Origin of the sequence: Rhizobium ruizarguesonis (assembly GCF_012349115.1) — a bacterium.
GTDB lineage: Bacteria > Pseudomonadota > Alphaproteobacteria > Rhizobiales > Rhizobiaceae > Rhizobium > Rhizobium ruizarguesonis.
Genome location: NZ_PQIG01000095.1, coordinates 37,464 through 62,779, shown reverse-complemented (window position 1 = coordinate 62,779; position 25,316 = coordinate 37,464). Strand labels below are relative to the sequence as shown.

Annotated in this window: 26 protein-coding genes and 1 riboswitch; of the genes, 15 read left to right on the top strand and 11 right to left on the bottom strand. The window is 61.1% G+C overall.

Features of this window, described 5'->3' with window-relative positions; all coding sequences use genetic code 11:
• Window positions 1-66: 66 nt before the first annotated feature.
• A complete protein-coding gene (locus tag C3Y91_RS24855) occupies window positions 67-852 on the bottom strand; it encodes a class I SAM-dependent methyltransferase (RefSeq protein ID WP_024321887.1) in 786 nt (261 codons plus the stop codon).
• 115 nt (window positions 853-967) lie between these two features.
• Between C3Y91_RS24855 and C3Y91_RS24850 the strand changes: the two genes are divergently transcribed.
• The 3 genes from C3Y91_RS24850 to C3Y91_RS24840 are packed head-to-tail and all read left to right on the top strand — an operon-like array spanning window position 968 to window position 3,927.
• A complete protein-coding gene (locus C3Y91_RS24850; RefSeq protein ID WP_024321888.1) occupies window positions 968-2,104 on the top strand; it encodes an ABC transporter substrate-binding protein in 1,137 nt (378 codons plus the stop codon).
• Window positions 2,105-2,110: 6 nt separating this feature from the next.
• Window positions 2,111-3,181, top strand: a complete 1,071-nt coding sequence (locus C3Y91_RS24845) for a FecCD family ABC transporter permease (protein WP_024321889.1) — start codon at window positions 2,111-2,113, stop codon at window positions 3,179-3,181.
• A complete protein-coding gene (locus C3Y91_RS24840; RefSeq protein WP_018068656.1) occupies window positions 3,175-3,927 on the top strand; it encodes an ABC transporter ATP-binding protein in 753 nt (250 codons plus the stop codon). Before C3Y91_RS24845 ends, C3Y91_RS24840 begins: the two co-directional genes overlap by 7 nt.
• A gap of 23 nt (window positions 3,928-3,950) precedes the next feature.
• Here the strand turns inward: C3Y91_RS24840 and C3Y91_RS24835 are convergent, their stop codons facing one another.
• The 4 genes from C3Y91_RS24835 to C3Y91_RS24820 form a co-directional block, all read right to left on the bottom strand.
• A complete protein-coding gene (locus tag C3Y91_RS24835) occupies window positions 3,951-4,901 on the bottom strand; it encodes a sugar-binding transcriptional regulator (RefSeq protein WP_003540269.1) in 951 nt (316 codons plus the stop codon).
• Window positions 4,902-4,922: 21 nt separating this feature from the next.
• On the bottom strand, window positions 4,923-6,389 hold the full coding sequence (locus C3Y91_RS24830) for an FGGY family carbohydrate kinase (protein ID WP_018068655.1): 1,467 nt from the start codon (window positions 6,387-6,389) through the stop codon (window positions 4,923-4,925).
• Between the two features lie 68 nt (window positions 6,390-6,457).
• Window positions 6,458-7,414, bottom strand: coding sequence for a transketolase family protein (locus C3Y91_RS24825; RefSeq protein ID WP_168575950.1), 957 nt, complete (start codon window positions 7,412-7,414; stop codon window positions 6,458-6,460).
• Entirely contained in the window at window positions 7,414-8,223 is an 810-nt protein-coding gene (locus tag C3Y91_RS24820) for a transketolase (RefSeq protein ID WP_018068653.1), read from the bottom strand. The genes C3Y91_RS24825 and C3Y91_RS24820 overlap by 1 nt, the downstream gene beginning before the upstream one ends.
• Before the next feature lie 205 nt (window positions 8,224-8,428).
• On the opposite strand from C3Y91_RS24820, the gene C3Y91_RS24815 reads away from it, so the two are divergent.
• The 7 genes from C3Y91_RS24815 (at window position 8,429) to ribB (ending at window position 14,928) form a co-directional block, all read left to right on the top strand.
• Entirely contained in the window at window positions 8,429-9,409 is a 981-nt protein-coding gene (locus C3Y91_RS24815; RefSeq protein WP_003540274.1) for an ABC transporter permease, read from the top strand.
• Window positions 9,410-9,526: 117 nt separating this feature from the next.
• Complete coding sequence (locus tag C3Y91_RS24810) at window positions 9,527-10,456, top strand: sugar ABC transporter substrate-binding protein (protein WP_003569108.1); 930 nt, start codon at window positions 9,527-9,529, stop codon at window positions 10,454-10,456.
• Window positions 10,457-10,484: 28 nt separating this feature from the next.
• Window positions 10,485-11,963 carry an ATP-binding cassette domain-containing protein gene (locus C3Y91_RS24805; RefSeq protein WP_168575949.1) on the top strand — a complete coding sequence of 493 codons (1,479 nt, stop codon included), beginning with the start codon at window positions 10,485-10,487 and terminating at the stop codon, window positions 11,961-11,963.
• A 22-nt stretch (window positions 11,964-11,985) separates the two neighbouring features.
• Window positions 11,986-12,774: an SDR family oxidoreductase gene (locus C3Y91_RS24800; RefSeq protein WP_018068651.1), complete on the top strand. Its 789-nt coding sequence runs from the start codon at window positions 11,986-11,988 to the stop codon at window positions 12,772-12,774.
• Between the two features lie 35 nt (window positions 12,775-12,809).
• Window positions 12,810-12,953 (top strand): hypothetical protein, encoded by a 144-nt coding sequence (locus C3Y91_RS24795; RefSeq protein WP_168575944.1) that lies wholly within the window; start codon window positions 12,810-12,812, stop codon window positions 12,951-12,953.
• Window positions 12,954-13,039: 86 nt separating this feature from the next.
• Window positions 13,040-13,822: a glucose 1-dehydrogenase gene (locus C3Y91_RS24790; RefSeq protein WP_024321891.1), complete on the top strand. Its 783-nt coding sequence runs from the start codon at window positions 13,040-13,042 to the stop codon at window positions 13,820-13,822.
• A gap of 193 nt (window positions 13,823-14,015) precedes the next feature.
• Window positions 14,016-14,166: riboswitch (FMN riboswitch) on the top strand.
• Window positions 14,167-14,292: 126 nt separating this feature from the next.
• Window positions 14,293-14,928: a 3,4-dihydroxy-2-butanone-4-phosphate synthase gene (ribB, locus tag C3Y91_RS24785; protein WP_018068649.1), complete on the top strand. Its 636-nt coding sequence runs from the start codon at window positions 14,293-14,295 to the stop codon at window positions 14,926-14,928.
• A gap of 84 nt (window positions 14,929-15,012) precedes the next feature.
• Here ribB and C3Y91_RS24780 read toward each other — a convergent pair whose 3' ends face one another.
• On the bottom strand, window positions 15,013-15,780 hold the full coding sequence (locus C3Y91_RS24780; protein WP_026170641.1) for an SDR family oxidoreductase: 768 nt from the start codon (window positions 15,778-15,780) through the stop codon (window positions 15,013-15,015).
• A 329-nt stretch (window positions 15,781-16,109) separates the two neighbouring features.
• On the opposite strand from C3Y91_RS24780, the gene C3Y91_RS24775 reads away from it, so the two are divergent.
• From C3Y91_RS24775 to mobB, 3 genes are read left to right on the top strand one after another with little or no spacing between them, the layout of a single operon-like run.
• On the top strand, window positions 16,110-17,018 hold the full coding sequence (locus tag C3Y91_RS24775; RefSeq protein WP_018068647.1) for a DMT family transporter: 909 nt from the start codon (window positions 16,110-16,112) through the stop codon (window positions 17,016-17,018).
• A 9-nt stretch (window positions 17,019-17,027) separates the two neighbouring features.
• The gene (gene mobA, locus C3Y91_RS24770; RefSeq protein WP_020397341.1) at window positions 17,028-17,657 is read left to right on the top strand and encodes a molybdenum cofactor guanylyltransferase MobA; all 630 of its coding nucleotides are present in this window, start codon (window positions 17,028-17,030) and stop codon (window positions 17,655-17,657) included.
• Window positions 17,654-18,175 carry a molybdopterin-guanine dinucleotide biosynthesis protein B gene (gene mobB, locus C3Y91_RS24765; RefSeq protein ID WP_018068645.1) on the top strand — a complete coding sequence of 174 codons (522 nt, stop codon included), beginning with the start codon at window positions 17,654-17,656 and terminating at the stop codon, window positions 18,173-18,175. The genes mobA and mobB overlap by 4 nt, the downstream gene beginning before the upstream one ends.
• Here the strand turns inward: mobB and C3Y91_RS24760 are convergent.
• The 3 genes from C3Y91_RS24760 to C3Y91_RS24750 all read right to left on the bottom strand — a co-directional run bounded on the left by C3Y91_RS24760 (window position 18,107) and on the right by C3Y91_RS24750 (window position 22,793).
• On the bottom strand, window positions 18,107-20,269 hold the full coding sequence (locus C3Y91_RS24760) for a PAS domain-containing hybrid sensor histidine kinase/response regulator family protein (RefSeq protein WP_018068644.1): 2,163 nt from the start codon (window positions 20,267-20,269) through the stop codon (window positions 18,107-18,109). The two genes, mobB and C3Y91_RS24760, sit on opposite strands and share 69 nt — an antisense overlap.
• Entirely contained in the window at window positions 20,244-21,755 is a 1,512-nt protein-coding gene (locus tag C3Y91_RS24755) for an ATPase domain-containing protein (protein WP_018068643.1), read from the bottom strand. Before C3Y91_RS24755 ends, C3Y91_RS24760 begins: the two co-directional genes overlap by 26 nt.
• A 144-nt stretch (window positions 21,756-21,899) precedes the next feature.
• A complete protein-coding gene (locus C3Y91_RS24750) occupies window positions 21,900-22,793 on the bottom strand; it encodes a LysR family transcriptional regulator (protein WP_018068642.1) in 894 nt (297 codons plus the stop codon).
• 120 nt (window positions 22,794-22,913) lie between these two features.
• Here C3Y91_RS24750 and C3Y91_RS24745 point away from each other — a divergent pair, with 120 nt between their 5' ends.
• Window positions 22,914-23,309 (top strand): (R)-mandelonitrile lyase, encoded by a 396-nt coding sequence (locus C3Y91_RS24745; RefSeq protein ID WP_024321893.1) that lies wholly within the window; start codon window positions 22,914-22,916, stop codon window positions 23,307-23,309.
• Window positions 23,310-23,323: 14 nt separating this feature from the next.
• Window positions 23,324-24,313, top strand: a complete 990-nt coding sequence (locus C3Y91_RS24740; RefSeq protein ID WP_018068640.1) for an aldo/keto reductase — start codon at window positions 23,324-23,326, stop codon at window positions 24,311-24,313.
• 101 nt (window positions 24,314-24,414) lie between these two features.
• Here the strand turns inward: C3Y91_RS24740 and maiA are convergent, their stop codons facing one another.
• Together maiA and C3Y91_RS38610 are read right to left on the bottom strand one after the other, a co-directional pair.
• Window positions 24,415-25,050, bottom strand: a complete 636-nt coding sequence (maiA, locus tag C3Y91_RS24735) for a maleylacetoacetate isomerase (RefSeq protein ID WP_024321894.1) — start codon at window positions 25,048-25,050, stop codon at window positions 24,415-24,417.
• On the bottom strand, window positions 25,047-25,226 hold the full coding sequence (locus C3Y91_RS38610) for a hypothetical protein (RefSeq protein ID WP_080518574.1): 180 nt from the start codon (window positions 25,224-25,226) through the stop codon (window positions 25,047-25,049). The genes maiA and C3Y91_RS38610 overlap by 4 nt, the downstream gene beginning before the upstream one ends.
• Window positions 25,227-25,316 lie beyond the last annotated feature (90 nt).

The window sequence follows — 25,316 nt, the reverse complement described above, 5'->3', positions numbered from 1 at the left end:
CCCTCATCCGACCCTTCGGGCCACCTTCTCCCCAGCGGGGAGAAGAGGGAGCCAACCCAACCCCCATCACCCAGGCCTACGCGCGCAAATCGCAAACCGGTCCTGCACCATGCGCTCCAGCCCACGCATGAACGGCATCTTGCGCGCCTGCGCCCAATGGATGTCGGCGAGTTTGCGGTCGATGACGATGTCCGTAAAACCGGCTTGGCGCAGAAGATCGACGACTGCTTCGGCCGGCATCTGGTTGGAGAAATGCACGCGTGAGCGGATCTTCTGGTGCCGCGCCATCATCTCCGGCGACATGTGGCTCGCCGGCGGCTTGCCGGTCACCTTCGTCCAGAGCTTCTGCAGGCCCTTGACCCAGGTTTCCTTACCCATATTGCCGTCGAGGATCAGCACCTTGCCGCCTGGCTTCAATACCGAGAACCATTCCTTGAAGGCCGAAGCCGGGTCCACCAGCGTCCAGACGAGATGGCGGTTGGTGATGACGTCGTAGCTGTCCTTCGGCTCCATCGTGTTTTCGGCGTCGCCGGAAACAAAGCGGATATCGGTGCCGCGCTTCTTCGCCTTGGCACGCGCCTGCGCAAGCATCGCATCCGACCAGTCGAGGCCGGTGACCGCAAAGCCGACATCATGCATCAGATGCGAGATGACGGCGGTGCCGCAGGCGAGATCGAGCGCCGCGCGCCCCTGCCCCTCGCCCAGATGTTTTCTGATCAGCCGCTGCCAGCCTTTCCGCTCCGCTTCCGAAAAGATTTCATGGCCGACGCTCTGGTCGAAGGTCGCCGCCCGTTCCGACCAGAAATCGCGGATTTCATCGCGGATGGAGTAGTTCGTATTCATGGAATTCATCTGAGGCACCCCGGCATCGGATCAGTTTGGAAACGCTCTAAAACATAGAACTTGATTCATAAAGTCATATTTCTTATGCCTGCGGACATTATTCAGACACCGGGGGAATTTCCAGATGAATTTCGTGAAAATACTCGCAGTCTCCGCAGCGGCGATTGCGAGCCTGATGCCGCTTTCGGCCTGGGCGCAGTCCTTCACCGTCAAGGATGTCGCGGGCCGCGAAGTGACCTTCGACAAGCCGGTCGAGCGTGTGATCCTTGGGGAAGGCCGCATGCTCTACGCCGTCGCGCCGATCGAGAAGGAAGATCCTTTCGCCAAAATCGTCGGCTGGCGCAACGATCTCTGGACCACCGACAAGGACGGCTTCAACGCCTATGTAGAGAAGTTTCCGAAGGGCAAGGACCTGCCCTTTCTGGGCAACCTGACCGACGGCACGCTGCAGACCGAGACGGTCGTCAAGCTTCATCCCGACGTGCTGCTGCTGCCGATCGGCAACAAAGCGGCCGCCGACGAAGTGAAACTCGAAGACATGCTGAACGGCATCAGCGTGAAGATCGTCTACATCGATTTCCGCGAGCACATTCTCGCCAACACCGAGCCGAGCTTGAAGATCCTCGGCCAGATCTTCGGCCATGAGGACCGCGCCGAAGCCGTCGCCAGCTTCTGGAAAGAGCAGATGGCCCGCGTCACCGACAGACTGAAGGCCGCCAATCCGCCGAAGCCGAATGTCTTCATGTACCGCGCCGCAGGCCTGGTCGAATGCTGCGGCACCTTCGGCCCCGACAATTTCGGCTTGATGGTCGATTGGGCCGGCGGCCACAATCTCGGCTCCGATTTCCTGCCGGGCTATACCGGCTCGATCAATGCCGAGCAGGTCGTCGCCTCCAATCCTGACGTCATCGTCGTCACCGGTTCCAACTGGAGCCAGACCAAGAATGCCAAGGACTTTGTGAATGTCGGCCCGAATGCCGCCGTCACCTTTGACGACAGCCGCAAGGCGCTGAACACGTTGGTGGAAAACCCTGCCTTCACCGGCTCCAGAGCGGTTGCCGGCGGCAATGTCCATGCGATCTGGCACCAGTTCTATACCAGCCCCTACCAGTTCGTCGCCGTGCAGCAGCTGGCCAAGTGGTTCCATCCGAACCTCTTTGCCGATCTCGATCCCGATGCCACCTTCAAGGAATTCCACGAAAAATTCCTGCCGGTCGCCTATCAGCCGGGTTACTGGGTCGACGCCAAGGCGGGTCAGTAATCCGACATGGCCGAGATCGCCGCCATATCGATAGAAGCCGAAGCCGGGAGGGAGCGCTACCGCGCCCTCGCCCGGCGCAAGCTGCTGATCCTTGCCGCCATGACGGCAGCGCTCTGCCTGTCCTTTGCCGTCGATCTCGCCTGGGGCCCGGCCCGCTACAGCCTTAGTGAAGTCGTCGCCGCCCTTCTCGACCCCTCCTCCGTTTCGGATCAGGTGCGCGCCGTAGTCTGGGACATCCGCATGCCGGTTGCGGTGATGGCGATTGTCGTCGGCGCATCGCTCTCCGTCGCCGGCGCACAGATGCAGACGATTCTTGCCAATCCGCTCGCCAGCCCCTTCACGCTCGGCATTTCAGCGGCGGCAAGCTTCGGCGCCGCACTGGCGATCGTCACCAGCGTTCCGCTTCTGCCGGTTGCAGCCGGCCTGCTGGTGCCGGTCAACGCCTTCATCATGGCGCTGATCGCCACGCTCTTCATCCATTTCGTCTCGCAGGCCCGCGGCGTCTCGGTGCAGACGGTGGTGCTGCTCGGCATCGCGCTGGTCTTCACCTTCAATGCGGCTCTCGCCTTCCTGCAATATCTCGCCTCCGAACAGGCACTGTCGGCTGTCGTCTTCTGGACGATGGGCAGCCTCACCAAGGCCACCTGGCCGAAGATCTGGGTAACGCTTGCCGTTCTGCTGATCGCCCTGCCGCTCTTTGCCCGCAATGCCTGGGCGTTGACGGCCATCCGCCTCGGCGAGGACAAGGCCGCAAGCTTCGGCGTCAATGTCCGTCGCATCCGGCTCGAAACCATGCTTGTTGTCTCGCTGCTCGCCGCGGTGCCGGTCAGCTTCGTCGGTACGATCGGTTTCGTCGGCCTCGTCGGGCCGCACATCGCACGCATGATCCTCGGCGAGGATCAGCGCTTCTTCCTGCCGGGCTCTGTCCTGTCGGGCGCGCTGCTGCTGTCGCTGACCTCGATCGTCTCGAAGTCGATCATTCCGGGTGTCGTCTTCCCGATCGGCATCATCACCGCGCTGGTCGGCGTGCCCTTCTTCTTCTCGCTCATCCTCTCGAACAGGAGCCGGTCGTGGTAGCGCTTCAGTTGCAATCGGTCGGCGCCTATCACGGCCGCAAGCTCTTCGTCGAAGACGTGACGACGCCGGTGATGACATCGGGCGAGGTCGTGGCGGTGATCGGCCCGAACGCTGCCGGCAAGTCGACCCTCTTCAAGCGCATTACCGGCCTCCTCAAAGGGCCGGGCCATGTCGTGGTCGAAGGCTCGAAGGCCAAAAAGGCCATCGGCTACATGCCGCAGGATACCTCGGCCAACGCGGTGCTGACGGTCTACGAATCCATCCTGCTTGCCCGCAAGCAGGGCCAGTCCTGGGCCGTCAGCGACAGCGACTTGCGCTTCATCGACGAGATCATGAAGGCGCTAAACATTACCTCCATCGCCTTCCGCGATCTCGGCGCGCTTTCCGGCGGCCAGCGCCAGCTCGTCTCGATCGCCCAGGCTCTGGTCCGCGAGCCGGAGATCATGCTGATGGACGAGCCAACCAGCGCGCTCGATCTTCATCGCCAGGTCGAGGTCCTCGATTTCATGCGCCGCCAGGCCCGCACCAAAGGCATGATCGTGCTGATCGCCATCCACGACCTCAACCAGGCGCTCCGCTTCGCCGACAAAGTCCTCGTCATCGCCAACGGCCGCATGCATGCCTGCGGCACCCCCCGCGACGTCGTCACCGCTGAGATGCTACGGGAAATCTACAGGGTCGAGGCCCGGGTGGAGAGATGCTCGCTGGACCACGACCACGTGATTGTGGATGGGACGGCGCATTGAGGTTGGGGAATCAGTCTGCCTCATCAGTTGATCAATCGCTGCGCGGTAAACTTGTCCGTAACAAGCATGTGGATGACCCCCACGCGGAGCGCGCCTGCGATCGCGTCGGTCTTTTTGGACCCGCCGGCAAGAGCAATGACCCGGTCCACCCGTTCGAGATCCTCGAGTGGAAGCCCTATGACCCGGTCGTCCAGGGGCGTCTTGACCGGCTTGCCGTTTTTATCGAAGAAGCGAAGCGAGATATCGCCGACGGCTCCCGCTTCCGCGAGATCAGACAGTTCGCGGGACGAAAAGATGTTGCCTGACCGTGCGAGAAGTTCGGACGGTTCGACCGCTCCGATTCCGACAATCGCAAGCGTTATGCTGCCGAACAGGTCCATCGTCTCCCGAACGTATGGATCGGCCTGCATAAGAAATTTTGCCTCTCTGGACGTTGTAACGCCCTGCACAGCGAGCAGTTTTGGCTCAGCGCCGGTCAGCCGAGCAAGCCGCGTGGTAAGCTGCGTCGCATGTGTCTGCACTGAAGGATCGCCCATGCCTCCAAGGGTTTGGACGACGTATTTCGCCTGAGCGCTCTTAAGGGGATGAATGTTCTCGACCATCTTGGAGATGGTCTGGCTCCAACTCGAAACGCCGATGATCTCCCCTGGCGCAAGCGTCACCTCCAAGAGATGAGCCGCTGCCTCTCCGATACGGGCCATGATGGCGCCGTCCCGATCTTCCGTACACTCAACGACGATCGCCTCCGGCAAATCATATTTCTCGCGAAGCGCGCTCTCAAGCTCGCTGTAGGTGCCAACGGGGGGGGTCACGCTGGTTCGCACAATATCTTCGGCCTCGGCACGCTTGAGCATGCGCGACACTGTCGCCTGCGACAGGCGAAGGTGCTGTGCGATCTCCGCCTGTCGCCGCCCCTCCAAGTGGTACATCTGGGCGACCCTTGAGATGAGGCGGAGTTCATTGAGGCGAGTCATCGCTAATCCTAGGGTGAATTTTTATTCATCATTAGCCGTTGTTTCGCGTGCCGTCGAGCGGGCAAGTGCATCATTCCAGGTATTCAGAAGCACCGCTCGATCCACGGGTTCCGGGTCAATGATATGTGAGCTCCGGGGCAGCTCCGCGATAACCTGAAGATCGCTCCACAAGCCAAGTGAGAGACCCGCGAGATATGCCGCTCCCAAAGCCGACGCCTCGGGTGCTTCGCATTGAATCACGGGATGTTCGATGAGATTCGAGACACATTGCATCAGGAAGCGGTTCTGGCTCGGTCCGCCGTCCACATAGAGGGCCCCGAGCTCGCCGCCGCTTTGTGCTCGCATGGCGGCGATCACGTCGTGCACCTGGAAGGCGATCGAGTCGGTGACCGACCGCGCCATTTGCGCACGTGTCGTATTGAAGTTGATCTGGGAGAACAGGGCACGGGCGTCGGAGTTCCAATAGGGTGCGCCAAGTCCCACGAATGCTGGCACGAAGCCCGGTCCGCCCGGTTCGGCGCTCGCCGCAAGTTCGACAAGGGCCGCCACGTCCGAAAGGCCGAGAATGCCTGCCATCCAGGGGAGACTGGCGGCGCAGACGAGAATATTGCCTTCGAAAGCGAAGGTCGGCTTTCCATGGAGACGCCATGCGACGGTCGTAGTGACGCCGTTGCGTGGGGGAATAAATCGCGGAAGCGTCGTCATCACCGACGAGCCGGTTCCGAAGGTTACCTTGCCATCACCCGGCTTGAATGCTCCATGACCGAACAGCGCAGCATGACTGTCTCCGATCACGGCCATGATCGGAGTTCCATCCGGCACGCCTGGCAACCCTTGCGTCCTGCCGAAGTCGGCAGAGCTGTCGAGTACCTCGGGCAGGAGCGCGATATCCACGCCGAAGATCTCGCCAAGTTCCTCGCTCCATCTCTGCTCCTGGAGATCGAACAACTGGCTCCTGGCGGCATTGGAAGCGTCGCAGACATGCCGGCGCCCGCCCGTCAGGCAGTGGACGAGCCAACTGTCGACCGTTCCTAGCCGCACCGAACGCCCAGCCGGAATACGGTCGAGCAGCCATCGGAATTTCGAACCCGGAAACATCGGATCCAGCGGCAGGCCCGTGAGCGCCTGCACACGGTGAAGGTGGCCTTCGGTAATAAGACGTTCGCAATCCTGTGCCGTTCGGCGGCACTGCCAGCTTACCACCGGCCCAAGTGCTTCTCCCGTTTCGGCGTCCCAGGCAGTGACTGACTCGCGCTGGTTGGAAATCGCCACCGCCTCAATAGCTACATCGGGGCCAGCCTTCAGGCAGGCGTCGATCGCCTCGCAGACGGATGCGTAGAGCCGGCGTGGGTCTTGTTCGACCCAGCCTGGTTTCGGATAGGCGATGCCGACTGGAGCCGAACCTCTGCCAACAATTTCTCCCTTTTCGGAAACGAGAACTGCCTTTGAATTGGTCGTGCCCTGGTCAATTGCCAGAATTGCCCGCATTCTATCCTCCCCAGATCAGGCGGCAGCCGGGACGACAAAAAGCGTCCGGGCTGATCACGTGATCCCAGTTACTTGCGCCTGATCAGCGACTGCGCCGCGTCGGCGATTGCGGACGGCGCCATCCCGAATTCGTCGAGCAGGAACTCTGCCGAACCGGTCGGAGCGTAGACGCCGGGAACTCCGAGACGCTTCATCGGGACTGGAGCATTGTCGACCACCACTTCGGCTACCGCGGAGCCGAGCCCGCCAAAGATCGAATGCTCTTCGGCTGTGACGATCGCTCCGGTTTCCTTCGCCGCAGCGATGATAGCCTCCTCGTCGATCGGACGAACCGTTGCAAGGTTGAGTACTCTGGCGTTGATGCCACGTTCTGCGAGGATCTCGGCAGCCTTTAAGATTCGATGAGTCAAAGTGCCGTTTGCGATAAGGGTGACGTCGGAACCTTGGCGAAGGAGGTTTGCCTTGCCAAGTTCGAACTTGTGACCCTCCGGAAGCAGATCAGGCACACCTACGCGAGACAGACGCAGGAAACAGGGGCCGTTGTAGGCCGCGGCCCACTCAACCGCAGCGGCTGTTTCGATGCGGTCACAAGGCGCAATGACCGGAAGATTAGGCAGAACACGCGTCCAGGCAAAATCCTCGATCGAGTGATGGGTCGGCCCGAGTTCGCCATACGCCATTCCGGAAGAAATACCGACCAGCTTGACGTTGGCATTCGAGTAGGAAATATCGGCCTTGATCTGCTCCAGCGACCGTCCCGTTAGAAACGGAGCGGCGGCGCACACGAACGGAAGGCGTCCGCCATTGGCCAGGCCTCCTGCAACCCCCACCATGTTCTGCTCAGCGATACCGACATTGACGAGGCGCTCTCCAAACTTCGCCTTGAAGCCGCCGAGCTTGGAAGAACCCACGGAGTCGTTGCAGACGGCAACGATCGTTTCGTTTTCGGCTGCCAGCCGCTCAAGCGTGGTGGCGAATGCGTCGCGGCAATCGTAGAGCTTGGGTGCGTTTATTGGCGCGTTCATTACAGTGCCTCCGACAATTCTGCCAATGCGATTTCGTATTGTTCCTTGCTCGGTACCTTGTGGTGCCAGTCGACTCGGTCTTGCATGAACGAGATTCCATGGCCCTTGTTGGTGTGGGCGACGATGCAATGCGGTCTCGATCCCCGGTGTTCGAGGGCTGAAACGACCTCGCTCATATTGTTCCCGTTGATCTCGGTGACTTCCCAATCGAAAGCTTCAAGCTTCGGACGAAGCGGGGCGAGATCGTTGGTTTCGGCCAGGGCGGCGCCCTGCTGGAACCTGTTGTGGTCGATGACCAGCGTCAAGTTATCGAGCTTGAACTGCGCGGCCGCCATGATCGCTTCCCAGTTGGAGCCCTCCTGCATCTCACCGTCGCCGGTGACGACATAGGTGTGATATTTCGCGGCCGAGAGCTTGGCGGCTATCGCCATTCCTACTGCGACCGGAAGACCGTGGCCGAGCGGCCCGGTATTCGTTTCGACGCCAGGAACCTTGTTGCAATTTGGATGCCCGTTCAGCCTCGAATGCGGCTGCAAAAAGGTGGAAATCTCTTCCTCCGGGATGAAGCCGCGTTTTGCGAGCGTCACATACAGCGCGCATGCAGTATGTCCCTTCGAAAGAACGAACCTGTCGCGGTCGGGGTGCTTCGGCTGATCGGGCCAAACATTCAGCACACGAAAATAGAGGGCAGTCAAAATGTCGATGACCGACATTTCCCCGCCAATATGGCCGGCGCCCGCTTCAAAGACCGCCTGGAGATCGCGCAATCGGATCTCGCGAGCGACCCGCTCGAGTTCTGTCGTATTCATGGATTCCTCTCGTGCATAAATATTCAGTTGTCAATATTTTTGCACAAGACACCGATTAGTCAAGCCCTTTAAGTGGAACACCAACAGTTGTAGGCCTAGAAATCCTGTTGACAGCCGGAAAGCAACTTGTTAATGAATTTTCCAGCATCAGTGAATATTTATTCGTAGAGTGAATTAGCTATTAGCCTAGACATAGGGAGGAACAATGGTGGCGCTCGATATCAATGAACACGGGCTTTCGTCCGGGGCCTGGTTGAGCAAACTCAAGGGCGCCACCGGCCCGCTCGTGGGGCTGCTCGCGCTTTGCGTCTTCCTGAGCCTCAGCACCGACACGTTTCTTTCGGTTCGGAACGGTCTCAACATCCTCGATCAGATCACTGTCCTCGGCATCATGGCCGTCGGAATGACCTTTGTCATTCTGATCGGCGGCATCGATCTCTCCGTCGGCTCGGCACTCGCTCTTGCGATGATGGTCATGGGCTGGACTGCGAATGTCGCCGGCCTGCCGCTGCCGGTCGGGATCGCTTTTGCTCTGGTCGCAGCGGGCCTTTCGGGGCTGATCGTCGGACTTCTGGTTACGCAGTTCAGGGTTCCAGCGTTTATTGCCACTCTTGCGATGATGTCTGCGGCTCGCGGCGTCGCGAATATGATCACGGACGGCCAACAGATCGTTGGATTCCCCGACTGGTTCATGATGCTGGCAATCGATCGCCATTTCGGCGTGTTGACAGCCACTGTGTTTCTCATGCTTGCGGTTGTTCTTGCCGCGTGGCTTTTCCTGCACTTCCGGTCCGAAGGTCGCATGCTCTACGCGGTGGGAGGAAATCCCGAAGTCGCACGCCTGGCCGGTATCAACGTCCCGCTCGTGACGATAGCCGTCTATGTCGTGAGTGCCGTCCTTGCGGGGCTCGCCGGCATCGTGCTCGCCGCGCGGCTGGATTCCGTCCAGCCGTCCAGTGGTCTGGGCTATGAACTGGACACCATCGCTGCGGTCGTCATCGGCGGGACTTCGCTCTCCGGCGGCGCGGGCGGCATCGGTGGAACGCTGATCGGCGTTCTTATCATCGGTGTGCTTCGCAACGGTCTCAACCTTCTCAACGTCTCGCCCTTCCTGCAGCAGGTGATCATCGGCATCGTCATCGTGCTTGCGGTCGGCGCGGAGACCATTCGTCGGCGTCGCGCCTGACGAGCGAGGTCCACCGCGTTGGCGGGCCCGGAATTCCGCCCCAAAAATTTGGGTCGGATCAATACCCCGAGGGGGAGGACATACCCGAGGGTTCCATCAAACAACGGAGGAAATACAATGAAAATAGCGCGCACCATGCTCGCATCTGCTGCACTGCTGGGCCTCATGCTCGGGCCTGTACATGCTGCGGAACTGAAGAAGCTCGGCCTGGCCGTTGCCAACCTTCAGGCAAACTTCTTCAACCAGATCAAGCAATCGGTCGAGGCCGAAGCCAAGAAGCGCGGCATCGAAGTCATCACCGTCGACGCAAAGGGCGACGGGCCGACGCAGGTCAACCAGATCCAGGATCTTCTGACCCAGAAAATCGACGCGCTGATCTACATTCCGGCCGGCGCGGCTGCTGCGACCGTTCCGGTCAAGCTCGCGAAGAGCGCTGGTATTCCGGTCGTGAACGTTGACCGCAACGCCGAGGGAGCACCCGGCGATACCTTCCTTGCAACGGATTCCGTCGCGTCTGCCAAGGCCGTGTGCGACTACATCCTGAAGGAAGCCGGCGGCAAGGGGAAGATGGTCATCATCCACGGCCAGAAGGGCACGACGCCGGAAGTCGATCGCTCGAAGGGCTGCGCTGAATCTCTCAAGGCATATCCGGACGTCAAGGTTGTCGCCGAACAGTTCTCGAACATTTGGAGCCAGGACGAAGGCTTCCAGATCATGCAGAATATGCTGCAGGCAAATCCTGACGTTTCCATCGTGTTCGCACAGGCCGACGGCCTCGCACTTGGCGCCGCGCAGGCGATCAAGGTCGCCAATCCGTCGCAGAAGATCGTGGTTGGCGGCTTCGATGGCGACACCGCGGCTCTCGAAGCGCTCAGCAAGGGCGTCTTCAACGTAACGGCGACACAGCAGACGCAGAAGATGGGCCGCGATGCGGTCGAAAATGCCGCCAAGCTTGTCGCGGGAGAAAAGGTACCCCCGGTGCAGCTTATGGATGCCACGCTGACAACCAAGGAAAACGTCGCAGGCTTCATCGCCAACCATCCATAATGAAGTTGAGGTCTTGAGGAGGTGTGCCGTGTCTGATCCAGTTCTTTCCCTGAGGGGCATATCCAAATGGTATGGGCCGCTCCAGGTTCTGAAGAATGTCAGCTTGGACGTTTATCCGGGCGAAGTGGTTGCACTCCTCGGTGAAAACGGAGCGGGCAAGTCAACGCTATCGGGCATCATCGCCGGGTCACGCACGCCGTCCGAAGGATCAATGACATGGCTGGGGCAGCCTTATGCCCCGGCCACCCCAAGGGAAGCGATCGACAAGGGCGTTGTCCTGATTCATCAAGAGCTGCAGCTTCTGCCGCAGCTGTCGATCGCGGAAAACGTCTTCATCGGACGCTGGCCGATGAAGAACGGCGTCGTCGACCGCGCCCAGATGGTTCGCCGGGCCCAGGACCAGCTTGCTCGCTTGAACCTTCACATCCCCGCAACGCGGACGGTCGCCGGCCTTTCCACGGCAAATCAACAACTCATCGAGATCGCCAAGGCGCTGGCTCTCAACGCAAAGCTCCTGATCCTCGATGAGCCGACAGCCGCCCTTGGCAGCGCGGAGACGGAAGCTCTCTTCGAACAGGTTCGGAAGCTTCGGTCAGAAGGCGTCGGCATCGTCTACATTTCCCACCGCATGGAAGAGATCAAGCAGATAACCGACCGGATCGTCGTTCTTCGTGACGGGGAGCGGGTGCAAGAATTCTCAGACAGCGCGACCCCGGTGCGAACGATTGTCGAGAGCATGGTCGGGCGCCCGCTTGACCGCCTGTTCCCTACCCTGCCGGTGCCGACAGATCGTCCGGTACTCCAGGTATCCGGGCTGAGCTCGCCGGACAACTCGTTCCGTGACGTTACCTTCGAGGTGCGGGCCGGGGAAATTCTGGGGATCGCCGGATTGGTCGGCGCCGGCCGCACCGAACTGGTGCGCGCGATTTCGGGAGCAGATCCAATCAGTGCTGGTTCGATCAAGCTGGAAGGCGAGGAACTGAGGCTGCGAGATCCGGCGGACGCGATCGCCAAGGGTATCGTGATGGTTCCGGAAGACCGCAAGGAGCAGGGCCTGATCGTCGGGCACCGGATCAGCGAGAACATTATCTACGCCAATCTTGACAAACTGGGCGGTGGTTGGATCACGCCGCGCATCAAGCGCTCGTTTGCAGAAAAGGCAGTTGCCAAGTTCGGCGTAAAGGGCCGTGCTGAACAGCATGCCTCGGACCTGTCCGGCGGTAACCAGCAGAAGGTCGTGATCGCGAAGTGGCTGATGCGCGATCCCAAGGTCGTCGTACTCGACGAACCGACGAGAGGCATCGACGTCGGCGCCCGAGCGGGCATCTACGACATCATCGTCAATCTTGCCAAACAGGGCGTGGCGGTCATCGTCGTAAGCTCAGACCTCGAAGAAGTTCTCGGAGTCTCCAATCGCATTCTCGTGCTTGCGCAAGGCAAGCAGGCGGGGATTCTCAATCGTGACCAGGCAAATGACGTTTCGGTCATGGAGCTAGCCACCATCTAAACAGACAGAGAAAGGAAGAGCGGTGTCCGACATCACTCTGAACGCCCCGAAGCTTTTCGATCTCAGCGGCCAGGTTGCCATCGTTACCGGAGCCGGCAGCGGCATTGGTCAGCGCATTGCCATCGGCCTCGCGCAATGCGGCGCCGACGTGGCGCTGCTCGACCGCCGAACCGACGACGGATTGGCCAAGACGGCTGAACATATTCGCGCCGCCGGCCGCCGCTCGATCCAGATCGCGGCGGATGTCACGAGCAAATCTTCCCTTGCAGATGCCGTAGCACGTACCGAAGCGGATCTCGGCACGCTGACGCTTGCAGTCAACGCTGCAGGCATCGCCAACGCGAACCCGGCGGAAGAGATGGAGGAGGATCAATATCAGACGTTGATGGATATCAACCTCAAAGGCGTCTTTCTTTCCTGCCAGGCAGAGGCTCGCGCCATGCTGAAGAATGGACGCGGCTCCATCGTCAACATCGCTTCCATGTCGGGCGTGATCGTAAACCGGGGGCTGAGCCAAGCGCACTACAACGCCTCGAAGGCGGGCGTGATCCATATGTCGAAGTCCATGGCGATGGAATGGGTCGACCGCGGCATTCGCGTCAACACCATCTCCCCCGGATACACGGCAACGCCCATGAACACCCGTCCGGAGATGGTCCACCAGACCAAGCTCTTCGAAGAGCAGACGCCAATGCAGCGCATGGCAGCGGTCGACGAGATGGTGGGTCCGGCGGTGTTTCTGCTGTCGAATGCAGCAAGTTTCGTGACCGGCGTCGATCTTCTCGTCGACGGCGGTTTCTGCTGCTGGTGAGGGCGAGGCGAAAGCTCATTGCCGGCAACTGAAAAATGAACGGTCTCGCTTCCTCCCTGGCTGAGATCGAGGCGCTGAAGGGAATAACGGGCAAGACGGCGTGCGATATCGTCGTCTGCCCGCCCTTCAGGCCGATCGAACAGGCTCGGGCGTCGTCATCGGCGCTCAAGACTGCCTGAATTGGCGACAACCGGTTGAGCTCCAATAATGATCGCATGGTAGGTCGCGCCCAGATTTGCTGTTTATCGACGGACAAGGAAAGAGCATGAAACGCTTTGAGCAGAAGACGGTCGTCATTACCGGAGGCAGCCGCGGCATCGGCGCTGCTATCGCAAGACGTTTTGCGCGCGAAGGCGCCAATCTCGTCGTCTCGGCCAACGAGGACCTGGTTCACGGCGTTGCCGAACAGATCCGGGCCGACGGCGGCAAGGCGATCTCCTTCATCGGCGACGTCACCGACAAGGCGAGCGTCACCGCCCTCTATGATGCCGCCGAGAAGGAATTCGGCTCGGTCGACGTCTCGATCCAGAACGCCGGCGTCATCACCATTGCCCGCGTCGAGGACCTGACCGAAAACGAGTGGGACAAGGTCATGGCCGTCAACACCAAGGGCGTCTTCCTCTGCGCCCAGGAGGCGATATCGAGAATGCGCAAGCACAAGCGCGGCGGCCGCATCATCAACACCGCTTCCGGCCAGGCCCGTGACGGCTTTATCTACACGCCGCATTATGCCGCCTCGAAAATGGGCGTCGTCGGCATCACCCAGAGCCTGGCCAAGGAAGTCGCGACCGAGAAGATCACCGTCAACGCCTTCTGCCCCGGCATCATCGAGACCGACATGTGGGCCTATAACGACCAGGCCTGGGGCAAGCTGCTCGGCAACTACGCCCCCGGCGAGTTGATGAAGGAATGGGTCGAGGGCATCCCGATGAAACGGGCCGGCTCCGGCGAGGATGTCGCCGGCCTGGTTACCTTCCTCGCCAGCGACGACGCCGCCTATATCACCGGCCAGACCATCAATGTCGACGGCGGCCTGATCATGTCCTGATGCATGTCGCCCAAAAGTGCGCAGCGGTTTTGGGACAACGACATGCATGGAAGGATCAAAGCACCAACGAAGCACGGAAGGCGACCCGGTAGTCGCCTCCGTGTGAACAGTGTGTCCATCGGCGTTAGGGCAGCTTTGCATTTTTGCCGGGTCGAGTGACCTTGCCATCCGCCTGTTTTTGATCCTATCTTTGAAATGTTCTCAGGGCGGGGTGTAATTCCCCACCGGCGGTATCAGGAGCAATCCCGGAGCCCGCGAGCGCTTCCGGCACCTCCCGTCGGAAGGTCAGCAGATCCGGTGAGATGCCGGAGCCGACGGTATAGTCCGGATGGAAGAGGACAACACGGGCAGTCGCACTCCATCCGGGAGTCGGCTGACGTTTGTTCGCCCAAGGGCAGAAGGCTCGCTCACGGATTGAGCCGAGCAGACCATGTCAGTCCGCTGACATAACCCTTGAAAGGCCAGACAGCATGACTATCGCAAGAATTGAAGATGCCATATCAGCCATTGCCAGCGGCAAGATGGTCGTCGTCGTCGACGACCAGAACCGGGAAAACGAAGGCGATATCGTGGTCGCGGCCGATGCCGTCACCCCGGAAACAATCGCCTTCATGATGAACCACGCCCGCGGGCTCGTTTGCATTGCCATGGAAGGCGAGCGTCTCGATGCACTCGATATCCCGCTGATGGTGCCCAATAACACGGAATCGCACAAAACCGCCTTCACGGTCTCGGTCGATTATCTCAAGGGCACGACGACGGGCATCTCTGCGGCGGACCGCGCCGCCACCGTCCGCGCCCTCGTCGACGATCGCACAAAGCCCGACGAATTCGCCCGCCCCGGCCACATCTTTCCGCTCCGCGCCAACCCCCGCGGCGTGCTCGGCCGCCCTGGCCACACCGAAGCCGCAGTCGATCTCGCCCGCCTCGCCGGAAGGATCCCCGCCGGCGTCATCTGCGAAGTCGCCAACGACGACGGAACCATGTCCCGCCTGTCCGAACTCACGCTCTTCGCCGAACGCCACAACCTCCCCCTCGTCACCATCGAGGATCTGGTCGCCTATCTCGAACGCCAGGCGGCAAGAGACATACGCGAAGTCGCCTGATCGACGCCTTAGTTGCGGCGGCATAGCCCGCCGCAACTAAGAACGCCGAAGCGATGACCGTGACGGCACTGTCCCTTGCTCGCCCTATGTCCGGCTGATCGAAACGCCGCCATCCGCCAGCATTGCCGTGCCGGTCACGAAGCTCGACATGTCGGAGGCGAGGAAAAGCGCTGCATTGGCGATCTCTTCGGGTTGCGCCATGCGTTTCAGCGCATGCAATCCCTCCACGAAGGCGAGCACTTCCGGCGTGGCATCGGGCGCGTTGGTGATGCTGGCGGGTGTGTCGGTGCCGCCGGGAAGCAGTGCGTTGACGCGGATCTTCTGCGCTCCGAGTTCAGCGGCGAGCACCTGCACGAAGCCGATCAAACCCGCCTTGCTCGCCGCATAGGCGGCCATGCCCGGCATGCCGACGGTGTGACCGACGAAAGTCGAGGTGAAGATCAGCGATCCGCCGCCTTTTCCCATCGCCGCCGACTGGTACTTGGCGCCGAGGAAGGCGGCGGTGAGATTGGTCTCGATCGTCTCGCGCCAGCCCTCCAGCGACAGCCCGGCAACCGGCCCCATCTCACCGAGGATGCCGGCATTGTTGAAGGCGATGTCGAGCCGGCCGAAACGCGAGACTGCCGTTTCGACGAGTCTTGCCTGCAGCGCCTCATCCTTGACATCGCCTGATATGGCGACGGCCTGACCACCCTCCGCCTCGATTTCGGCGATGACGGCATCGAGCGCGTCCTGTCGCCGGCCGGTGACCACGAGCTTGGCGCCTTGCCGCGCAAAGAGTTTCGCCGCCGCGCGGCCGATGCCGGAGCTTGCGCCGGTGATGATTGCGATCTTGTCGTTGAGAAGTGTCATATCGATCTCTCCTTCGTTGTTGCGAGATCTGAGATGCTCAAACATCAGGCGATGCAGCCACCCGTTTCCCGCGCAGGAGGAGAAAAACGCCTATGGCCCGAACCGGCAGCGCGACGGCGCGTCCTCATCGACGCGTTGATTGCGGCGTCGGAACTGTCGGAATTCAGCTTATAAAACGGAGATTTGCCTGGACTTCCACCCACACGCCTGCGTTGACATCGGCGCCATTGTGCACCGCGTCATCGATTTATGCTTGGTGTGACATTCATCCGATTCCCTTGATGCATCTTCGCGACTAAAAGGAGCGCACAGGTAACGGGAATCTCTTCATGCCGCGGTCACGCAATACTGAGGGCGCCATCTATATGAGCTTGGCGATGGCCGGCTTTTCCGCGAGCGACGCCCTGTCCAAATCGGTGATCGCCTATATGAACGCCGGCGAGATCATGTTTCTGCGCGGCCTCTTCACCAGCCTGCTCGTCTATCTGATCGCCTGGAAAATGGGCGCGCTACGCTCCTGGCGCATCATGCTGCAGCCGATGATCATCTTCAGGATCATCTGCGAGACGCTCTCCGCCGTCACCTATATCACCGCGCTCGGCATGATGCCGATCGCCAATGCCTCGGCGATCCTGCAATCGCTGCCGTTGGTCGTCACCTTCGGCGCTGCCCTCTTCTTCGGCGAGCCGGTCGGCTGGCGGCGCTGGTCGGCGATCCTCGTCGGCCTCGTCGGCGTGATGATCATCATCCGCCCCGGCCCTGAGGGATTCACTGCCGCCGCCCTCCTCTGCGTCGCCGCGGTGCTGACGACGGCCGGCCGCGATCTCGCCACCCGGAGCATCAGTCCGGAGATTCCCTCGCTGATGATAACCGTCATCACCGCCATATCAGCCTCCTTCTTCGGCGCGCTGCTCATTCCGGCGCTCGGCGGCTGGCAGCCGGTCAGCGCTAACGCGCTTGGGCATCTCGTGCTCGCCTCGGTGCTGGTGCTCGTCGGCTACCAGTCGGTCATCCTCGCCATGCGCACCGGCGAAATCTCCTTCGTCGCGCCGTTCCGCTATACCAGCCTGATCTTTTCCTCTCTGCTCGGCTTCCTCTTCTTCGCCGAAGTGCCTGACAGCTGGACGCTCGTCGGGGCTGCGATCGTCATCGCATCCGGCCTCTATACATTCTATCGTGAGGCCAAGCGCCGTGTGTCGCCGATCGCGCAGGAATCCGCGCCGCGCGCGCCGGTCTGAGGAAGGATGATGGCTGAATTCTCGCTCGACAGATCTGATATAGCAGGCGTCGTATTGGCCGGCGGCCGCTCGCAACGCATGGGCCGCGACAAGGCAGGCGTGATGCTTGGCGCCGAGAGCCTGCTCCACCATGTGCTGACCCGCCTCTCGCAGCAGACCCCGCTCGTCGCGGTCAATGCCGATGCCGCCGCCGAGGGCGTGCCTGTCGTTCCCGACCGTTTTCGCGGCAAGGCCGGACCGATGGCCGGAATCCATGCCGCCATGGTCTATGCCGCCGGCCTGCCCTCGATCACCCATGTCGTCACCGTCTCGGTGGATTGCCCGTTCTTCCCGGCCGATCTCGTCGCCCGGCTGGCGGCAGCGGTCGAGCACCCTTCGCAGATCGCCATTGCCGCCTCCGAGGGCCGCAGCCATCCCGTCTTCGGGCTCTGGCCGGTGACGCTGGCCGCCGATCTCGAAGCCTGGATCGCCACCGACGAGAAGCGCCGCGTACGCGACTTCCTGTTGCGGCATGACGTTACGGAAGTGGCGTTTCCGCTGCATCCGACCCGTGCCAGCCTGCTCGATCCCTTCTTCAACATCAACACGCCTGATGATCTCGTCGAGGCGGAACGCTGGCTGGAGGCCCTTCGCGCATGACCGCACCGAAAATCTTCGGCATCGCCGGCTGGAAGAACTCAGGCAAGACGGGTCTCGCCGTCCGACTGGTGACGGAGTTCACCCGCCGCGGCTACAAGATCTCGACGATCAAGCACGCCCATCATGATTTCGACATCGACAAGGTCGGGGCCGACAGCTATCGCCACCGCCAGGCCGGCGCCCACGAGGTCACCATCGTCTCCGGCACCCGCTACGCCATCATGCACGAACTGCGCGGTGCGCCGGAACCTGAGTTCAAGGAGATCCTCGCCCGTCTCGCCCCCTGCGACCTCGTGCTGATCGAGGGCTACAAGCGCGAACCGATCCCGAAGATAGAGGCCCGCCGCCTTGAGGCCACCAATCGTGAACCGTTGGCGCCGAGCGATCCCCATATCTGCGCTATCGCCGCCGATCATGCCGTCACGGATACGGCCCTGCCGGTCTTCGATCTAGACGACACAGGCGCCATCGCCGATTTCATCGCTGACATCGTCGGCCTTGGACAGGCGAGGCTTTGAACCACCTGCATCGCCGCCGGATCTAAGAAGCGGAACCGTTTCGCTCGCCATCGCCTTGGCGATTTCCTTGGCAAGCTGAGCCTGATCATAGGGCTTTGCCAATCTCGGAAGATCGATATCGGTGCCGGCAGGAAGATCGGCGTAACCTGTCGCCAGCACGATCGGTAACCCCGGATGAATGTCCCGCGTGGCCTGGGCAAGCTGTGCGCCGGTCATGCCAGGCATCGAATAGTCGGTGATGACAAGGTCGAAATGCTGACCGCTGATCAATTCCAGCGCCTGCGCGCCGGAATTTGCCTCGACGACCTCGTGGCCGAGATCTTCAAGCATCTCGACCGAACTCATGGCGATCAAGGCATCATCATCGACGAGCAGGATCTTCAGTCTGGATGCAGCTTGCGGGACGGGCCGCTCCGCCTCGGCTGGCCGCTCGGGGCGCCGTTCGGTCGCCGGAAGCCACAATTCGGCAATCGTTCCCACTCCAAGCTCGCTTGTCAGACGAAGTGCGCCATTGAGCTGAACGGCAAGTCCGTGGATCATCGATAAGCCCAGGCCCGTGCCCTTTCCGAGTTCCTTGGTCGAGAAAAACGGATCAACCGCCTTCTTCAGCGTCTCCGCGTCCATGCCGGTGCCGCTGTCGGCCACCGCCAACACAAGATAGGCGCCCTTGTCGAGAGCGCCGTCATCGCCGGCCACCTGCTCCTCACGCAGCGATATGGACAGCGTCCCGCCATCCGGCATCGCATCGCGGGCATTGACCGCAAGGTTGAGCAGCGCCAGTTCGAGCTGGTTCGCATCGACCAGCGCCGGCGGCAGGGTTGCCGGCAGGATGGTTTCGATGCTGATCGAGGATCCGACCGAGCGCCGCAGCAGGTCGTTCATGCCGGAGACCAGCTCGGTCAGATCGACGGGCTTGACCTGCAGATCCTGCTGTCTGGCAAAAGCCAGCAGCCGCTGCGTCAGCGCCGCCCCGCGCCGCGCACCCTGAATCGCCCCGTCGACCAGACGCGTCGCCTTGGCATCTCCGCCAACGTGCTTGCCGAGCAACTCCAGATTTCCGAGAACGACCATAAGCAGATTATTGAAATCGTGGGCGACGCCGCCGGTCAGTTGGCCGATCGCCTCCATCTTTTGCGATTGGCGAAGCTGCTCCTCGGCCCTTTCGCGCTGGGCGACTTCCTCGAGCAGGGTCTGGTGAGCGGCGTTGACCTCTTTGGTCCGTTCCCTCACACGTTCTTCGAGGGTTTCATTGAGCCGCCTCAGATTTTCCTCGATGGTCTTTCGGACGGTGGTATCAGAGCAGACGCCGACGAGTTTCCTCGCGGAACCATATCTGTCGGAATAAAGCTGCGCGTGGACCTCGGTCCAATGCAGCGATCCATCCGGCCAGATCGTCCTGTGCTCGATGGAATAGTCGCGTCCGGTATCGATCGTCTGGCGCAGGCGTGCCAGCACAAGATCCCGGTCGTCGGGGTGGATGCTTGCGATCAGATCGTCGCGCGTGACATCGTCATCCGGCCCTCGACCGAAGATTGCCTTGCAGGTCGCCGAGGCCGACAAGGCCATCGAGGACAGCTCCAGCTCCCACGCCCCGAGACGACCGGCGGCGAGCGCCGTCTGCAACCGTCGCTCTCCCTCGCCCAGAGCTTCAAGCCTGGCTTGCGCTTCGTATTGGCGCAGGCGTCCCTTTAATGCGGTCCGGGCAACGCTGATGAAGGAGGTCGCATGGAATGGCCTTTCCAGGAAGGTGACGTTACCAAGAACCTCGGAAAGCCTTGCAGCGGCCGGATTTCGTTCAGGCCCGCCGCCACGTGTGGTGAGTACGATGAAGGGAAGATCCGACCAGCTCGGCTGGGCCGAAACCCAGGCGGCAATCGGCTTGAGATCGCTCGAGCGAACGGCCTCTTCCGTCAAGACGCCAAGCGCGATGTCATCGCTGAGCGATGACGCGAACATAGACAGGTCAGTGGCAGCAATCGATGCCAATCCGGCCTCATCGACCAACGATCTCGCCACCCAGGCATCGCGACCGACGGGGGTGTAGATCAATGCTTTCGGTTTGCCGGAATTAGGAATTGCCGCTATCCCCGCCATCGGTCGCGAGGAGCGGCGTTGAGGTCGTGACAAATTCTGGAACGCCGCGAAGCACGCCCTGGAACCCGACGAGAGGATCGCCGAACCTCAAGCCGGAAGCGTCTATGCGATACTCCCGGATGGTATCCTCGTGAAAGCCGGTTCTCTTCTTGATCACCGAGACTGCTCGCCGCACCTTTCCCGCCGCCTCGAAGTAACGCAGCAGAATGACGGTATCGGCGAGATAGGTAACGTCGACAGGCGCCTTCATGTCACCAACCAACCCGTGCTGGGCAACGGTAAGAAAGGTGTTGGCGCCTTGCCTGTTCAAATATTGCAGCAGCTCATGCATATGAAGGATCAGCGAATTCTCATCCGGCATCGAAGCTTGATAACCGTTGATACTGTCGATGATGACGGTTTTCGCATCCGACTTGTCGACGCAGCTGCGCACACGGTGGGCGAATTCGCCCGGCGACAGTTCGGCGGCATCGAGCTGTTCGATGTGGATATGACCGGCGTCCCGCATGGCTTCGAGATCTATTCCGAGCGCCTTCAGCCGCGTGAAGAGCAGGCCCAGCTCCTCGTCAAAAATGAAGGCCGCCACTTTCTCGCCGCGCGCGACCGCAGCCACCAGGAATTGAAACGAGAACGTGCTTTTGCCGGTGCCGGCAGGACCAAGGATGAGCGTGCTGGAACCTCGCTCGAGGCCACCTCCCAGAAGAAGGTCCAGTTCCGCAATATTGCAGGAAATCTGATCGCGGGTGTAGCTCGACCTGTGTTCGGCGGCGACGAGCCGCGGAAAGACGATAACGCCGCCAGTCTGGATGATGAAATCGTGATAACCGCCGCGGAAGGCCTGACCGCGATATTTTATGACCCTTAGACGTCGGCGTTCGGAGCCGTAGTTCGGCGCCATCTCTTCGAGATGGATGACGCCGTGTACGACGCTGTGCACCGTCTTGTCGAGCACGTCGGAGGTCAGATCATCGAGCAGAAGGACTGTCGCGCCTTGTCGGGCAAAATAATGTTTGAGCGCAAGAATCTGCCGGCGGTAGCGCAACGAGCTCTGCGCGAGCAGCCTTATCTCCGACAGGCTGTCGAGAACCACGCGACGTGGCTTGATCCGCTCGAAAGCGGCAAAGATTTCCTTTGTCGTCTCTCCGAGTTCAAGATCCGACGAATAAAGCAGGCTTTGCTGCTGGTCGGCATCCAGCAGGCTTTCCGGAGGCACGACCTCGAAGATCTCGATATTGCCATCGATCACCATGCCATGCGATGCGGCACCGGCCCGGAGTTCGCTCTCGGTTTCCGAAAGGGTGATGTAGAGCCCCTGCTCGCCGAGCCGTGCACCCTCGATCAGGAACTGCAGCGCAATCGTCGTTTTGCCAGCTCCCGGATTTCCCTCCAGGAGAAACACGTGCCCCGGCGAAAGGCCCCCCGCCAGAACTGTATCCAAACCGGACACGCCGGTCCGAGCTTTCGTGGCAGGTGCCGCAGTATTCATTCACTGTTTCCTTCAATTTCAAGTGTGAATTAGCGGCGAGTGAAGGAATGTCAAATTACTGGCAGGCATGATTTCTTTCCGGCAAGAGGCCATCACCAGTAGCTCGGACATATGCCTGTCCGGGCGGCCCGAAACGGTGGGCGTCTATCCTCGATAGCGAAGTGCATCGACGACGAGGGCAAATGCCGGCGACGTATGCCGGCGGCTCGGATAGTAGAGATGGTAGCCGGAAAACGGCAGGCACCAATCCTCAAGCACGCGCTCCAGCCGTCCATCGGCTAGATGCGCGTCGACCAAGTTCTCCGGCATGTAGGCAAGTCCCATGCCCGCCAGCACTGCGTTCAGCCGCAGCGCTATATTGTTGAAGACCAATTGCCCTTCGACGCGAACCCTGAGTTCGCGCCCGTCCTTCTCGAACTCCCATGCATAAACGCTGCCGTAAGTCGGTAGGCGCAGATTGATGCAATTGTGATCCGTAAGGTCCTGCGGCGTCAGCGGCTTCGGCCTGGTGTCGAAATAGGCGGGAGCGCCGACCACGGCCATGCGCATGTCGGGACCGATGCGCACTGCGATCATGTCTTTCGCCACCTGTTCTCCAAGCCGCACCCCCGCATCGTAACGCTCGGCGACGATGTCGGTCAGACCGTAGTCGACAATGATCTCGACATTGATATCGGGATAATCGGGCAGCAGCTTTTGCAAGGCAGGCCAAAGGACGGCATCGGCCGCATGCTCGCCGGCATTGATGCGAATGGTGCCTGCCGGCTTCTCCCGGAACGCGCTCAAGGCAGCCAGCTCGCTCTCGATCTCGTCGAGCCGCGGTCCGATGGAAACGAGCAGACGTTCGCCCGCCTCTGTCGGCGCGACGCTGCGGGTCGTGCGTGTCAGCAATCGCAGTCCAAGCCGCTCCTCGAGCCCGCGGATGGTGTGGCTGAGCGCCGATTGCGACACACCCAGCTTGCCCGCCGCCTTCGTGAAGCTCTGTGCGCGTGCAACGGCAAGGAAGGCGATGAGGTCGTTGACGGCGGGGCGCGGCATTTATGAAACTTTCTCATGGGTTCTTGCCGTTTATACCATCTAATCGCGACCTGGCGCACGCCCTAAATACCTTGCTACTCGAGTGGACACGTCCACCCCGACATCGAAAGGAAGACAAAGATGGAGATCAAGCGAAGCGGTTCGCAGCCTTCGGCCAAGGGACCAGCCGATTGGTTTACTGGCAGCGTGCGTGTCGACCCGCTGTTTGCCGTGACCAGCCCCGCACGTGCGGCTGGCGCCAGCGTCACCTTCGAGCCCGGAGCCCGCACCGCCTGGCACACTCATCCGCTCGGCCAGACGCTGATCGTCACATCGGGCTTCGGTCGCGTGCAGCGCGAAGGCGGTCCCGTCGAGGAGATCCGCGCCGGCGACGTCGTCTGCTTCGCGCCGGGTGAACGCCATTGGCACGGCGCATCGCCGACGACGGCGATGACCCATATCGCCATCCAGGAACAGCTCGACGGCAAGGTCGTCGACTGGATGGAGCATGTCACCGATACGCAATACCAAGGTTAGAAAGGAAAACGTCTATGCAGAAGCGTGAACTCGGAAAGAGCGGACTTCAAGTCTCGGCCATCGGTCTCGGCTGCATGGGGCTGAGTTATGGTTATGGCCCGGCGACAGATATTCAGGAGGCGACCGCACTGATCCGGCGGGCGTTCGAACGCGACGTGACCTTCTTCGACACAGCCGAGGCCTATGGCCCCTATAAGAACGAAGAGCTTCTGGGAGAGGCGCTCGCCCCCTTTCGCGAAGAGGTGGTGATCGCCACGAAATTCGGTTTCAGCTTCGATGCCAATGGCGGCCAGAGCGGCATGAACAGCCGGCCGCAACAGATCCGCGCGGTGGCCGACCAGGCGCTGAAGCGTTTGAAGACCGATGTCATCGATCTCTTCTACCAGCATCGCGTCGACCCCGATGTTCCGATCGAGGATGTCGCCGGCACGGTCAAGGCGCTGATCGAGGAAGGCAAGGTCAGACATTTCGGCCTCTCGGAAGCGGGCGCCCAGACGATCCGCCGCGCCCATGCGGTCCAGCCGGTGGCGGCGTTGCAGAGCGAATATTCGCTGTGGTGGCGCGAGCCCGAACAGGAAATCCTGCCGACGCTGGAAGAACTCGGCATCGGTTTCGTGCCGTTCAGCCCGCTCGGCAAGGGCTTCCTGACTGGCGCGATCAGCGAAACGACCACCTTCGACAGCAAGGATTTCCGCAACGTCGTGCCGCGCTTTTCTCAGGAGGCGCGAAAGGCGAACCAGGCGCTCGTCGATCGTCTCGGAGAAATCGCCGCCCAGAAAAAGGCAACCTCCGCCCAAGTGGCTCTCGCATGGCTGCTGGCGCAGAAGCCCTGGATCGTGCCGATCCCCGGCACAACCAAGCTGCACCGCCTCGAGGAGAACATCCAGGCCGCTGACGTCGAACTGACGGCTGAGGATCTTGCCAGCATCGAAAGCGCGCTCGCCACGATCAAGGTGGAAGGCGATCGTTATCCCGCGCATCTGCAAGCCAGGGTCAACCGCTAAAAGCGGCCGACGGGCCATGAAGGCGACGTCTTATCGCTAAGGCTAGAACACCGGAAGAGAATCGGCCGCAGTCACTTGCGGCCAATTCTTCATTGATTGGATCATCGTCTCGGCGCCGGTGCGTTCTCCTGGAAAGCCGGTATCATCTCCAGTCTGGCGACGACCTCCGCGATATTAGGCCAGCGGGCGAGATCGAAGCCGAGGCGCCGGGCGCTGATCGCCTGCGGGAAGAGAAAGATCTCGGCAATACCCGGCTGATCCGCAACAGCGAAAGCCCCCTGCCTGCGGCCGGCGATCATCGTCTCGACCGCGGTCATTCCTTCGCCGACCCAATGACGATTCCAGGCGGTAATGGCATCGGCATCCGCCTGGAAGGCCTTGCCGAGATGCAGGCCGATCCGCGGCGGCAGCAGCGCGTGGATCTCGGCTGCGATCGCAAGCGCGATCGACCGCGCCTGCGCCCTGCCCTCCGCCGTGTCGGGCAGCAGCGGCGGCTCAGGCTGAATCTCATCAAGATATTCGACGATCGCCAGCGACTGGGTAATGAGGACACCGCTATCCGTCAGCAAGGCCGGCACCAGCCCCTGCGGATTGACGCTGCGATATCCGGCCTGCCGGCTCTCGGAATCTTCGCCGAGGATGCCAACCGGCAGCGCTTCTGCCGTCAGTCCCTTCAGAGCGAGCGCGATACGGACTCTCGACGTCGCCGAAGAAATTTCGTTCTGATAGAGTTTCACTGTCTTTCTCCTGGTGATCCAAGCGGCTGAAACGGCGGCTGTTCCCCTGAGGAAGAAGCTGCGGATGCCGCCGTCACGAGGCCCGCAAGCGGCGAAGGCTCCTGCGAGCTTACGTCGTAGATGCAGGGTGCGGCGAAGACCACCGCTCCCAAAAAACAGATGATCATCAATCTCATCAAATCCTCCATCGGCGAGGCCCGATCGGCCCCGTCTCGCTTGATTTCGGCTCTGTCTTTCTGACCACCGCAGCCAATGGCTTTCGGTGG